This is a genomic window from Paraburkholderia sp. UCT2 (genome assembly GCF_014397665.1).
GTDB lineage: Bacteria > Pseudomonadota > Gammaproteobacteria > Burkholderiales > Burkholderiaceae > Paraburkholderia > Paraburkholderia tuberum.
Genome location: NZ_VZQO01000068.1, coordinates 17,218 through 29,899 on the forward strand (window position 1 = coordinate 17,218; position 12,682 = coordinate 29,899).

8 protein-coding genes and 2 pseudogenes are annotated in these 12,682 nt (G+C 62.3%); 3 read left to right on the forward strand and 7 right to left on the reverse strand.

All coding sequences use genetic code 11. The annotated features are described in order from the left end of the window. Positions 1-21: 21 nt before the first annotated feature. Positions 22-651: pseudogene (locus tag F6X39_RS33700) on the forward strand (glycosyl hydrolase 53 family protein); the annotation flags it as partial. 24 nt (positions 652-675) lie between these two features. Here the strand turns inward: F6X39_RS33700 and F6X39_RS33705 are convergent. The 5 genes from F6X39_RS33705 to F6X39_RS33725 form a co-directional block, all read right to left on the reverse strand. Then, positions 676-1,008, reverse strand: coding sequence for a hypothetical protein (locus tag F6X39_RS33705; RefSeq protein WP_187619801.1), 333 nt, complete (start codon positions 1,006-1,008; stop codon positions 676-678). A 385-nt stretch (positions 1,009-1,393) separates the two neighbouring features. After that, on the reverse strand, positions 1,394-2,752 hold the full coding sequence (locus tag F6X39_RS33710; protein WP_184064911.1) for an MFS transporter: 1,359 nt from the start codon (positions 2,750-2,752) through the stop codon (positions 1,394-1,396). Positions 2,753-3,132: 380 nt separating this feature from the next. Further along, positions 3,133-4,119 carry a M14 family metallopeptidase gene (locus F6X39_RS33715; RefSeq protein ID WP_187619802.1) on the reverse strand — a complete coding sequence of 329 codons (987 nt, stop codon included), beginning with the start codon at positions 4,117-4,119 and terminating at the stop codon, positions 3,133-3,135. Between the two features lie 168 nt (positions 4,120-4,287). Next, complete coding sequence (locus tag F6X39_RS33720; RefSeq protein ID WP_184039660.1) at positions 4,288-4,695, reverse strand: GtrA family protein; 408 nt, start codon at positions 4,693-4,695, stop codon at positions 4,288-4,290. Between the two features lie 13 nt (positions 4,696-4,708). Beyond that, positions 4,709-5,404 carry a class I SAM-dependent methyltransferase gene (locus tag F6X39_RS33725; RefSeq protein ID WP_187619803.1) on the reverse strand — a complete coding sequence of 232 codons (696 nt, stop codon included), beginning with the start codon at positions 5,402-5,404 and terminating at the stop codon, positions 4,709-4,711. Positions 5,405-5,770: 366 nt separating this feature from the next. On the opposite strand from F6X39_RS33725, the gene F6X39_RS33730 reads away from it, so the two are divergent. After that, positions 5,771-6,706 (forward strand): glycosyltransferase family 2 protein, encoded by a 936-nt coding sequence (locus tag F6X39_RS33730; RefSeq protein ID WP_187619804.1) that lies wholly within the window; start codon positions 5,771-5,773, stop codon positions 6,704-6,706. Next, positions 6,703-8,325: a hypothetical protein gene (locus tag F6X39_RS33735; protein ID WP_187619805.1), complete on the forward strand. Its 1,623-nt coding sequence runs from the start codon at positions 6,703-6,705 to the stop codon at positions 8,323-8,325. The genes F6X39_RS33730 and F6X39_RS33735 overlap by 4 nt, the downstream gene beginning before the upstream one ends. Positions 8,326-8,421: 96 nt before the next feature. Here the strand turns inward: F6X39_RS33735 and F6X39_RS33740 are convergent. Beyond that, positions 8,422-9,021, reverse strand: a pseudogene (locus F6X39_RS33740) (isocitrate/isopropylmalate dehydrogenase family protein); the annotation flags it as partial. Between the two features lie 1,223 nt (positions 9,022-10,244). Then, positions 10,245-12,575 carry a filamentous hemagglutinin N-terminal domain-containing protein gene (locus tag F6X39_RS33745; protein WP_187619806.1) on the reverse strand — a complete coding sequence of 777 codons (2,331 nt, stop codon included), beginning with the start codon at positions 12,573-12,575 and terminating at the stop codon, positions 10,245-10,247. Between the last annotated feature and the right edge of the window lie 107 nt (positions 12,576-12,682).

The window sequence follows — 12,682 nt, forward strand, 5'->3', positions numbered from 1 at the left end:
CGTCACGGCAGGAAGTCAACCGAGTGGGTCCAGATCGGCAATGAGATCACCGGTGGCATGCTGTGGCCGCTCGGCAAGTACGATCAGCTCGATAACCTCGCGGCGCTGCTGAAGGCCGGGCACGACGCGGTCAAATCCGTCGACGGGCGCATCAAGGTGATGCTGCATATCGACAGCGGCGGCAACAACGCGACGAGCCGCTGGTGGTTCGACAACATGACGCAGCGTGGCGTCACGTTCGACGTGATCGGCCTGTCGTATTACCCGCAATGGCAGGGCTCGTTCAGCGACCTGCAGGGCAATGTGAACGATCTTGCGACGCGCTACGACAAGGACGTGATCGTCGTCGAGACCGCGTATCCGTGGACGACCAGCGACGGCGATCCGGAACCGGACTCGATGACCAACGTCGGCACCTCGCCGTACCCGCAGACGCCCGCCGGCCAGGCGCAGTTTCTCGGCGCGGTGACCGATATCGTGAAGGGGATCCCCGACGGACACGGCAAGGGCGTGTTCTGGTGGGAGCCCGAGTGGATTCCGACGCCGAACGTCGGGTGGAAAGTCGGCGCCGGCGACCAGTGGGACAACAACACGCTGTTCGATTTCCACGGCAATGCACTGTCGTCGCTGGATGCGTTCCGGCGGCGCTAGCGCATCGCGGGTGAGACGCCGGCATCACTGTGGCGGCGATGCCTGCCCCTTGTGCTGGTTCACGCACTCCGACGTGATCGCCATGCTCGCCTGATCGGGCGTCATGTGTGGCGCGTCGGGGCTGTAGATCTTTTCGATGATCGCGTCGACGGCCGCGCGGTCGGACGGGTCTTTGTAGTAGTGGGCGGCCTGCTCGAGCGCCTGAGCTTTGGTCTTTTTGTGTGCGCGCCACGACGCGACCTGGCCGGCGATATCGCCGAGCGCGAAACATTGATCGCTGACGGTCTGCGCGACGGCCTGAGCGGCCGGCTGCGCGATGCACAGCGCGACGAGCGCGGATACGACTACGCGTTTCATTACCGGAGTCCTGATATGAGACGGCGGCGGCGCGGCAGCGGCGGTGATCGCCGCGCCTGGCCGCGCGCGGAAAAATTGTTGCGTAGTGTATCGGGAAGTAGGCCGGGGCGCTTTTCGCCGCCGTGGATCACAATGCCGCAGGCGAACGGGTGTGACGTCGATGCGTCACAGCGGCAGCGGCCGATCCTTTAGCCAGGTTTCAGGCGCGGCGATGGTTCTGATTGCCGTGCTGCTGTGTGTCGAGCAACTGCTCGCGTTCAGGTAAGCGAGAGATTCCAGGCGTTCAGCGAAATAAAAAGCCGCCCTGCGATTCGCAGGGCGGCTTCTGGGTCATCACTCGATCGAACCGTTACCGGTCCGTTGGCGCGCGCATTTCATTGCAGGCTCAATGGCCGAACGACTCCGTCTTCGACGCACCCGCTTCCGCCGCCTGCGGCCGTGCCGCCTGCTTGATCAGCAGCGCGACGCACGACAGCAGACCCGCCACCGCGATCGTCGCGAAAATGCCGCCGAACGAGAAGTGGCGGCGCGCCAGCTCGGCTACGAGGAACGAACCCGCAATGCCGCCGAAGCGGCCGACGCCAAGCATCCACGCGACGCCCGTGCCGCGGCCCACGGTCGGGTAGAACGCGGCGGCGAGCGCCGGCATTGACGATTGCGCGGTGTTCATCAGCACGCCGGCGATGAACACGATCAGCACGAGCGCGCCGACGTTGCCGGCCGCCTGACCGATGAAGTACACGCTGACGGCGGTCAGTGCATAGCACACCGCAATGACGCGGTTCGCGTTGAAGCGGTCCATCAGCACGCCGGCCAGTACCGCGCCGACGCCGCCGAGCGGGAACAGCGCGGAGATCAGCGTCGCGCGTTGCGGCGTGAGGCCGGCGTCCTTCAGCAGGATCGGCATCCAGTTGATCGATGCGTAGAAGATCACGAGGCCCATGAAGTACGCGACCCACAGCATCACCGAACCGACGATGTACGAGCGCGACAGCACGACGCCGAGACCCTTGCCGCCGGTTTGCGGCGCGGTTTCGGTCATCGTGAAACCGACGGCCTGCACCGCGTCGCCGGAAATGCGCGCGAGAGCGGCGCGAATCCGCTCGGCCGGCTTGTTATTCGCGACCATGTAGCGGACCGACTCCGGCATCTTCGCGAGCAACAGCAGCAACAGCAGCAGCGGCGTGACGCCGCCGAGGATCAGCACGCTGCGCCAGCCCAGATGCGGAATCATCCACGCGGCGAGGAAGCCGCCGAACGCGGCGCCGAGCGGGAAGCCACAGAACATCAGGTTGATCATGGTGGCGCGGCGGTTGTCCGGGCAGTACTCGCCCATCATCGTGACCGCGTTCGGCATCGCGGCGCCGAGGCCGACGCCGGTGACGAAGCGCAGCACGGTCAGTTGGTCGATGCCGGTCGAAAACGCCGACGCGAGGCAGGCGACGCCGAACAGCAGCACCGAGCCGACCAGCATCGAGCGACGCCCGAGGCGGTCGGACAACGGACCCGAGCCGAGCGCGCCGCACGCGAGGCCGAACAGCGCGGCGCTCAGCACCGGCGCGAGCGCGGGCTTGTCAATACCCCATTCGGTGATCAGTGAAGGCGCGATGAAGCCGATCGCAGCAGTGTCAAAACCGTCCAGCAGGACGATGATGAAGCACATGAAAAAGATCAGCCATTGGAACGGCGAAAACGGATGCTCGTTGATGAAGGTTTGAACGTTCACAGCGGGGCTGCGGTTCATGATGGTCTCCTGGCAGCGAAAGGCCCGACACGACGAGCTATTCTTCTCTAAGACTGTACGCCGTCTGGCAACGGCGTACGATGCCTGCGGCGGGCCAACTGGCCGTTCATCGGCAATGAATCATCCCGGACGGATCGGTTTGACGGAATCGCGCCGGGCGAGGGAATTTGTTCGAATAAAGAACTGTGATTCTCTATGCGAACGCGCGCCACTGTAAGGAATGAAATCGATGCGGTCAACGGGGGAATACCCGAGTTTCGCAGTGGCGGACGTGCCCGCCGATGCGTGGGAGGCGGCGCGCTGCAATAGGGCCGCAGAAAGGACGAGGCGCGCCTCAACGCGCCAAAGCAACCGGCGAACGGCGTCGAGAGATCTGGCCGTCAGGCCGTCACCCCGGGATTGGCCACCGTCCGCTCGATTCGCCCCAGCCGGACCACCGTCACACCGGGGCGTAACTGCCGCAGCGACGGCATCACGAGCATGCAGTTGTCGTAGGGGGTGCGCACCTCTTCGCCGTTCGACCAGCCGATCACGGCGCCCGCTTCGGCGAAAACCTCGAGGCCGGTGTACGCCGCGGCGAAGCTGAAGTCCATGCTGGTCGCGACGACCGGCTGTGTCACGCGCACGATGTTCTGCTCGGGCGGCAATGGCGCGAGCCATCCAGGCGGCAGATCCGCTTCGTCGATCACGCCGGCCAGCAGCAGGAAGCGCGCGGTCGTATCGCGCGCGACGGCCACCGCACGGCGCTCCCAATGCTGGCCGCATTCGATCAGCAGCGCGTTCTTCGGGCTCGCGGCATCTCCGAATCCTTCGTAGTCGCGCATGCGGCGGCCTTCGGGATGCCCTTCGTCGCAGATCACCGTGGCGGGCGTACCGAGCCGCACCGCGAGGTCGATGCCTTTTTGCAGCGGTCCCGCGACGATCAGCGGCTTGCACCGCTCGTGCATCGAATGCAGGTCGAGCAGCGCGTCGACCGTATCGATCACCGGGCGCATCGCACGCGCGCGCTGCAGTTCGCTCGACCTGCGCGACGTGTCGTCGAGCACCGCCGTCGTCCACACGCGGTTGAAGTCCTGATCGACGAAGCGCGCGGCGTCCGGATTCGCCGGATCGAAGCGCCGGTACGCGGCGACGTTCGCGAACGACAGCGTGAGCTGCCCGCGTCGCGGCCGCAGCGCGCGGCGCAGCAGCTCGTCGACGACGATCGCGCCGCACACTTCGTTGCCGTGCGTGAGCGCGTTGATCATCACGTGCGGGCCGGGCACGCCCGAATCGAACGTATGGACGTATGCAACGCCCGACGACGATGGCTCGTGCGGCGCGATATCGGGGAATGCGACTTCGATCGGATAGGCTTCTCGACTCATGGCGGCGTCCTCGGTGAATGGCATTGATAATCTTTTCGTAAGACGTTGTTATTCCTGGCGCCTTCCGCAAAAGATAGTAAATGTTCTTCAGACATGTGCTTACCGTATCCCGCCACGTCGACAAAATCGTGAACGGATATCAATGACGTGTGGATACGAGGCGCATCTTCAGCGTGCGCGCCCGCGCATCGCCCAATACCGGTTGCCGAGAAAGCCCACGATCACGTAGACGGGAATGCCGCACAGTTGCGCGAGATAGGGCGCGTGCGTGAGATGCAACACCGAAACCATCGTCGCGAGATTGGCCAGGTACGAGATCAGCACGACGATCAGAAAGCGGATGGCGGTGTGCCGCGTGGCCTCCGTCCTGAACGTGAACCTGCTGTTGAGCGCGAAGCTCAGTCCCACACCCATCGCGTAGCCGACTATGTTGGCAACGACAGGAATCGCGCCCGCCGCTTGCACGATAAAGATGATGGCGGCCGAGATCACCGTATTGAGGCCGCCAACCAGAAGATATTTGATGAACTGGCGAAGAGGTTCGGTACGCGATGCTGTCGTGCGTAGACTGTTCATCGAATGGCCGCCTTCATGCGGTGCTCGCGTAGACGGCGTATTGGGCGCCGAGCGGAACATGGGTCAGATATTTTTCGAGTGGACGCAGTTTGGCCAGCATGTGAGGAAAGAAAATCCGGAAGCGCACGACAACGTCGGAAAAGCCCGCATCGAGGCACGCCCGCTTCATGTTGCGCGCGGTGATCAGTTTGGCGTTCACATCGAACTCGCAGGTGTTGACCGCCTTGACGGTCAGTGGGTTCAGCGGATTATGCTCGAAGATGACGACCGTGCCCCGCGGACCCACGACGCGTTTCAGTTCGCCCAACAAATGAACATGCTCGGCGTGATCGATATGATGGAACACGCACATCGCATAGGCGAGATTGAATTCGCCCTGCTCGAAAGGCAGCGTGTGGCCGTCGAAGTGGACGAAGCGCGACGAATCGGGAAAGCGGCTTTGCGCGACTTCCAGTGAACGCTCCGATACATCCGCGCACGTGAGCTGTGCGTCCGGCAAATAGCGCTTCACCCATGGAATCGACGTGCCCACGCCCGATCCGAAATCGAGCATGCGCGCGGGCAGCGCATCGCGTCGCGTCATCTCCTCGGCGATGTCGCGGATCTTGTACTCGGCGAAAAACTCCGGACCTTCTCCCGATGCCGCGATGTTACGGGCGTGCAGCGAAAGATACTCGTCAGCAAAGCTGTCGAACTCGGCCTTGTCCATGCTATTCATCCTTTCCGTGAACATCGGTTCCAAAGGCAATTGGAAAGCGATCTGGAGTGACGGTTCATGCATTCTCCATGTCTCCACGACCCAATCATACGGGACCACGCGAACAATCGCATGGCCTTGCGCGTATCGGCATGCTGATGCAGACCAGTGCCAGTAAAAAGTGGTTGTTCGTATTCCGATGTGGTAATTCCGTTGCGGCTCTAATTCGACGTTTTTTCCGATGCCTTAGTACATTTCGGACAAAGAGGTCCTTATGCTTGCCTGTGGTCGGCGATGCGTACTAATGTCCAACTAGGTTAAACGCCGGACTCTGTGCCTGACTCTGGGTCGAGCCAGCTTCAGAATGGGGAGTTGCCTATGACGACGATGAATCTCGTCGTACCGTGCTACAACGAAGAAGAGGTTATCACCGAGACAAGCAAGCGGCTGCTCGCACTTCTGGAGCGATTGATCGAAGCCGGCGAGGTGAGCAACGAAAGCCGCATCACTTTCATTGACGATGGTTCCCGCGACCGTACCTGGTCGATCATCGAAGTGCTGCACGCGCAGAATGCCCGCTGCGGCGGCATCAAACTCTCGCGCAATCGCGGCCATCAGAATGCGCTGCTCGCCGGTCTGATGACGGCTCAAGGCGATGTACTCGTGAGCCTCGACGCGGATCTTCAGGACGATATCGAAGCCATTCCACGCATGCTCGCGGCATATCAGTCGGGTGCGGAAATCGTCTTCGGCGTGCGTCACAAACGTACGACGGACACATTCTTCAAGCGCTTCACCGCTCGCAACTACTACAAGTTGCTCCGGACGTTCGGCGTCGATATCCTGCCGGGCCACGCGGATTTTCGCCTGATGAGCCGCAAGACAGTGGAAGCGTTGCGTCAGTTTCAGGAGGTCAATCTTTTCCTGCGCGGCATCATTCCGCTGCTCGGGTTCAAGACTGCGATCGTCGAATACGAGCGCGCCGCGCGCTTTGCGGGCGAGAGCAAATACCCGCTCAGCAAAATGATCGTCCTCGCGCTGGACGGCATCACGTCGTTCTCCGCCGTTCCCTTGCAATGGAGTACGCGCATCGGCGCATTGCTGGCGATCGGCTCGCTGTGCTTCGGCGCGTGGGCCGCCTATGCGCGCATCTTCACCAACCTCACGGTGCCCGGCTGGGCTTCGACGGTAATCCCGATGTACTTTCTCGGCGGTATCCAGTTGCTCTTCCTCGGTGTGATCGGCGGCTACATCTCGAAGACGTACGCCGAAACCAAGCAGCGTCCTCGTTTCATCATTGAGCAAACGTTATGAATTCTCCCGTCGATCGTTCGGCGCCGGCGACCCCGGGCGCCGACGCGGTGTCCGCAGACGCGCTGTTTTCGCGCTCCGGCCGGCTCGCCACCATTCTTCCGCGCGTGCTTTTCATCGTCACCGTGCTGTATGGCGGAGCGTTGTTCTGGATCGCGCCGCGTCCGCCCCTGGTGGACCTGCCGCAACACGCGGGACAGGTGATGTTGCTGCGCGATCTGCTCGAGCATACGTCGCCGTGGCAAAACCTCGTGCAGCTCAATCTGCTGACGCCGTATCTCGTCGGCTACGGCCTCGCGCTGCCGCTCACGTATCTGATGCCGATCGGCGCCGCGCTCAATTGCGTGCTGATGCTCGCGTATTTCGCGTTCGTGGCGTCATGCGTGGGCTTTCGCAGGTATCTGGGCGGCGATCCACGGCTCGACTGGCTGTTCGTGCCGGGATTTTTCGGCTTCGCCTTCATGTGGGGTTTCTATACGTTTCTGGTCGCGACCCCGTTGGGCATTCTGTTCATGTGGCTCTCGCACGACTATGCGAAGGCGACTTCCGTCAGGAAGGGGGTATGGATGTTGGTTGCGGGCACGGCGCTGTTCTTCTGTCACGGGCTCGTGTTTCTGCTTGCGATGGCGGTAGGCGTCGGCTTCGTGCTGTTCAAACAGAAGACGTTGGTCCGCAAGATCCTCGCGCTCGCGCCGTTCGTGCCGCTCGGCGTGCTGTGCATCGCGTATATGTTGTGGAGCCGCGCGACCGATCCGCTGCTCGGGCAGACGGTGCCCGGCGTAGACGTATTCAAATGGGGCTTCGACTTGCAGCGGGTGCTCTCGCTGCCCGTCTACGTGTGGGGCATGAACAAAAGCGCGGCCGTGTATTTGCCGCTCGTCGCGCTGATGTTCGCCGCGCCGTGGCTGTGGCGCAACAGGATCAATCCCGATCGCTCGGTCATCGTGCCGATGCTCGCCGTGGCGTTCGTGTGGTTCGTCGTACCCGGCACGGCGCTGAAGACGGCCTACCTGTATCACCGTTTCGCGCTGTTTCTGTTGCCCGCGTATGCGTTGATGTTCTGCGCGCCGCAAACGTCGGCGAACGGCGCTCGCCGTGCGTCGTCCGGTTCGAACCGGGGTGCGCTGCCCGGCGTCGCCGTACAAGCGTTGATCATCGCCGGATGCTGGATCTTCTTTGCGGACCAGACGGTTCGTCTACATCGTTTCGCCGTCGAGAACGCGCCGCTGGACGCGCTGCTGTCGCGGACCGAACCGGATCAACGCGCGCTAAGTCTGATATTCGATCGCGCGAGTCCCGCGTACAGGAGCCCGGCCGCGTACGAGCACCAGTCGCTGTGGTATCAGGCGGAGAAGCACGGTTTCGTCGATCCGAACTTCGCGACTTACGTGCCGCAGATCGCGCGCTTCAGGCCGGGCATGATGCCTATGGCCCCGCTGACGCTCGAACACGATCCGGCGGGTTTCGAATGGAATAAGGACAATGGCCGTCTGTACCGCTATTTCTTCGTTCGCAAGGAGGGGCCGTTGCCGAAAGATTTCTTCGCCAATAGCGAATGCGATGTCGCCCTGGTGACGCACGAGGGCGAATGGTCGCTCTACGAGCGGCGCAACTGTCGATAACGGCGCATCCGGCGTTGCGCCGTCATCCCTTCATGTCGAACGATCGGCGGCCAGTCATTCGCAGCCCGCTTTGATGGGCCTGGCGCGTCGTTCATATCAGGCGAGTTTTGCCGCGATCGCCTCGCCGACTTCGCTCGTGCTTGCTTTACCGCCGAGGTCGCCGGTGTGCGGACCCTCGATCAGCGTCGCCTCGATCGCCTTCAGGATCGCGTCGTGCGCTTCGCGCTCCTTGCCGCTCGAATGACCGAGGAAGTCGAGCATCATCGCGGCCGACCAGATCATCGCGATCGGATTCGCGATGTGCTTGCCGGCGATATCGGGTGCCGAGCCGTGCACCGGCTCGAACAGCGACGGAAATTTGCGGTTCGGATTCAGGTTGCCCGACGGCGCGAGGCCGATCGTACCCGTGCACGCGGGGCCGAGATCGGACAGGATGTCGCCGAACAGATTGGTCGCGACGACCACGTCGAAACGGTCCGGGTTCAGGACGAAACGCGCGCACAGGATGTCGATGTGCTGCTTGTCCCACGTGACGTCCGGATACTGCGCGGCGATGCCGGCCGCGCATTTGTCCCACCACGGCATGCTGATCGCGATGCCGCTGCTCTTCGTTGCGACGGTGATTTTCTTGCGCGCGCGGCGCTGCGCGAGATCGAACGCGAACTTCAGCACGCGCTCGCTGCCATGCCGCGTAAAAAAGATCGATGGTGATACCCTCGCGGCAATATGGCTTGTAGGCGACTCGGCTACGAGGTCATATTGCTGCATGAGTCTTGATTCATATACAGACCGTGGGTTCGTTTAATAACAAGTTGAGGGGCTTAGCGTGGATAGTGCGTTGCTCAAGACTAGGCGTGCATCGGAGCATCTAACTAATCTGACTACGCTTCTCGCGCGAACACGCCCATTCGCGTACATGTTAGAAACAAATTACAGGACGGGCGAACGTGCAACGTATGCCCGACGCAATGAAGAAATCGCGTCGCGGTGTGCCCTCATTTGTGGCGACATTATTCATAACCTCCGCTCGGCGCTTGATCATGCATATTGGGAGGTCGTCTCGCCAGTGGCGACCACGGAGGCTGAGAGACGGTGGATACAATTTCCATTCAGCGAGACGGCGGCGGGTCTGGAGGGCACAGCAAGAAACAAGCTCGCCGATAGGGTCTCGCCAGCATTCCTTCAAGCTCTACTTGACTTGAGACCGCATGGTGAGACCGGCGGGAATGAACCCCTTGCGCTGCTTCACCGGCTTGACATCATTGACAAGCATAGGCTCCTCGTTCCGTCGGGCGATTACACACGCCTCTCATCCGACATGCTCATCCGGCAAATCCCTGATTTTCCAAGAGGGCTGGTGAATGCTGGTTTTGGCCAAAACCGTAGAGACGTTACTTGGAACATTCCCCCGATGAACCGAGAGCAACGTCGAACGACTCGGATACCCGCTTCGGGAATTGTCGAGCGCGAACTTGATGTTCCAGTTGAAGTTGTCTTTGCATCTCCCGAAGTGCCTTTTTCTCGTTCAGTACTGCCCACGCTTCACAACATGGTAGAGGCGACACATAACGCCATTCAGGCGATGAACAATGCTCGTCCATAGCATCCCTTTCCGTCGGCGTCACCCATGCAATGCATGCGCTGGACCGGTGCGGCGAGTTCGACAGGACGGAGTTTTTGAACGTTGGACGTCCGTTCTTGAGAAGCCGGAATGTCTGTACTGGGTGCATGCTGCCGGTCATGACACGGCACTTGTCGATCGCACAACGATTGGCAAGGTTCGGCCATCATCGGACGCTCGCGCGCGTGTTCAGGCAGACATTCGAACGTCGGCTCCTCCCCCAAAAAGCTGCCGTTGAGATGCCGCCGCATGACGCGGCGGAGCCCTGCTCGTGCAGGCCGCGGGTTCTCAGCAGCGCCTACTGGGCCAGTTGCCAGCGCAGGACCGGATGGGTCGCGCCGGCCGGCATGACCCACACGCCTGTCGGGCTGAAGTCCCAGGATACGTCGAAGCTCGACGGATTGCTCATTTGGGCAGTAGTAAGACCGTTTGATGCAGGCAGTTGAGAGACGTCTCCAGTGCTCGCCGTTTGTGTTGTCGTCTCTTTGTCCCAGTAGACGTTGCTTGCAAGTGTGCCGCCGGCACCATACGCAACGATTCCACCGAAAATGGGGTGGAAAAACGGACCTTGATAGGAAGGTGTTGGCACGTCACCGGATGCAAATGACTGCTCGATCAACCCGCTATTCGCAAAAGCCAGGCCGCCGGCCGCCGAGAGCCCGAGAACGTAACCCGTAGCGTACGACTGAGACACCGTGCCACTGTTGACGCCGACGAGTCCACCTGGCGAGCCGAACGTCTGCGTGACGACCTGGCCGGTCGCGAACGACTGAACGATCCGTCCGAGATTGGCGCCCACGAGCCCTCCCGCGTCACCGGCGTCGCCTACGGTAGCGCTGCTCCAGGAGCGCTCGATCAGACCGTCGTTGGTGCCCACCAGGCCGCCGATCGGCGCGTTCCCATAGTGAGTGGCGCCCCGGTAGCCGGACGTATATGCGTATGTAATCAGGCCCCGGTTGCGCCCCGCCAGAATGCCGAAAGTGATAACAATCGGCACGTTGTCGAGGATGTCGTCTTGTCCCTCATAGAATGCGGTGTTCGTGATGCCGACGTTGCGCACCACGCCCGCAGTCCCGATCTCGCCAAAGAGGCCAATCGCTTTGGTACCTGAGGGCGAGTAAATCTCATTCTGGCTGAACTGGTCGATGACATGCCCCATCCCATCGAACTGACCAGTGAACGGGGTGGCCGCGCTGCCCAGCGGGATGAAGTCCACTCCGCTGGAGTGGGTGGAAGTAAGGATCGTCGCACTCGCATCGATATCCTTGCCGAGCGCGTAATTGCCGGCGAGGTCGAGCGATATGTTCTGCAGATCGGTCAGCGAATTGACGAGCTTGTAGGCGGTGATTTGGGTGACCAGCCCGCTGTAGACCGGGGCGGTCCACGAAGCGTTGCCGAGCAGCGTGCCGGGGCTGTAGCGGCCGTTCATGTCGTAGAGAAGGCTTACGATGCCGGTGCTCTTCGACCAGTCGACGGTGCCAAGGTTGGAGACGCTGCCACCGTTATCGACACCCGTAGCGTCGGCGCGCAAGGTCAGATTGCCCGCGCCGTCGCTCGCGATCGTCGTGCCGCTCGTGACTGAGACATTGCGATATGCCGCAAGCGTGAGCGAAGCCGGGCCCTGCCAGCGCAGGCTCGAAGCGATGCCCAGGTCGCCCGTTGCGCCGTTGCCACCCGTGGTCGTGACATCGACCGAGGTGCCCGCGCTCAGACTGCGCTGCAACGTCCGTGTCGTAGCATCATCGATCGTGAAAGCAGGCGTTGAAAGATTCCACTGCCCGGCGTGAACGGCTGCGTGCCTGCCGAACGCCAGCTGCGCCGCCTGCGTGTCGACCGTGCCGCCGCTGCCATCGGCATTCGTTGCCGCGATCTTGCCTTGCTGCCTGACGAGGCCACTGTCCGCGATCAGCCAGACGTGGCCATCCCGGGTGGCCGTGCCCGTCGCGCGGATCCGGGTGCCGCTGCCTCCGAGCGCATAGACGTTGCCATCGGCAGCCTGAAGACTGACCTGCGCGGCCTTGATGCGCCCCTCGTTGACGACGGTGCCGTGACTGCCTGCCTGCACGAACACCTGCCTGCTGCTGGCCGAGTCCTGCAACAGCACCGTCTCGCCAGCCGCCAGTTCCACCGTGCCGCTGGGCGCTCTTACCGTGCCCGCGTTGACGACTGCCTGACGCGCGATCAGGAACACATCGCCGCCGCTGGAGCTGATCCTGCCGAGGTTGATCACGCTCGCGTCCGACTTGCCCGACAGCGTGAGCGCATCGCCGCCGTTCATGAAGGCGCAGTTACAGATATCCAGCGTGGACGCGACGAAACGTCCGCCCGTGCTGACAACGCCGGAAGGCCCCACGAGGATGCCTTGCGGATTGATCAGGTAGAGGCTGCCGGTGGCGGTCAGCTTGCCAAGAATCGATGACGGATCGCCGCCCGTTACACGGTTCAGTGTCGCGCCCGACCCGTTGTTGAAGGCGACGGTGTTGCCGTTGCCGATCGAGAAGCTGTGCCAGTCGATCACGCCGCGGGACGAGGTCTGGTCGATCGTTAGCGAATGGGTGCCGCTGCTGATCACGCCCTGGCCCCGGACGAAGGCGCCGCCCTGCGGCAGCGGTCCGGCCGCGTGGGCCATCGGCACGCACCACGCGGCGAGCGCGAGCGGCACCCATAGTGCAAGCGTCAGCGGGCGCAGAACACGGTTCCACGCGGAAGGCCGCGACCGAGGCGCGATGAGTGCCG

Bases quoted from the DNA above. Each gene is read 5' to 3' on its own strand.
- F6X39_RS33735 (WP_187619805.1), top strand. From the start codon at position 6,703: ATGAATTCTCCCGTCGATCGTTCGGCGCCGGCGACCCCGGGCGCCGAC.
- F6X39_RS33745 (WP_187619806.1), bottom strand. From the start codon at position 12,575: ATGGCCCACGCGGCCGGACCGCTGCCGCAGGGCGGCGCCTTCGTCCGG.
- F6X39_RS33730 (WP_187619804.1), top strand. From the start codon at position 5,771: ATGACGACGATGAATCTCGTCGTACCGTGCTACAACGAAGAAGAGGTT.
- F6X39_RS33715 (WP_187619802.1), bottom strand. From the start codon at position 4,119: ATGAGTCGAGAAGCCTATCCGATCGAAGTCGCATTCCCCGATATCGCG.
- F6X39_RS33725 (WP_187619803.1), bottom strand. From the start codon at position 5,404: ATGGACAAGGCCGAGTTCGACAGCTTTGCTGACGAGTATCTTTCGCTG.
- F6X39_RS33705 (WP_187619801.1), bottom strand. From the start codon at position 1,008: ATGAAACGCGTAGTCGTATCCGCGCTCGTCGCGCTGTGCATCGCGCAG.
- F6X39_RS33720 (WP_184039660.1), bottom strand. From the start codon at position 4,695: ATGAACAGTCTACGCACGACAGCATCGCGTACCGAACCTCTTCGCCAG.
- F6X39_RS33710 (WP_184064911.1), bottom strand. From the start codon at position 2,752: ATGAACCGCAGCCCCGCTGTGAACGTTCAAACCTTCATCAACGAGCAT.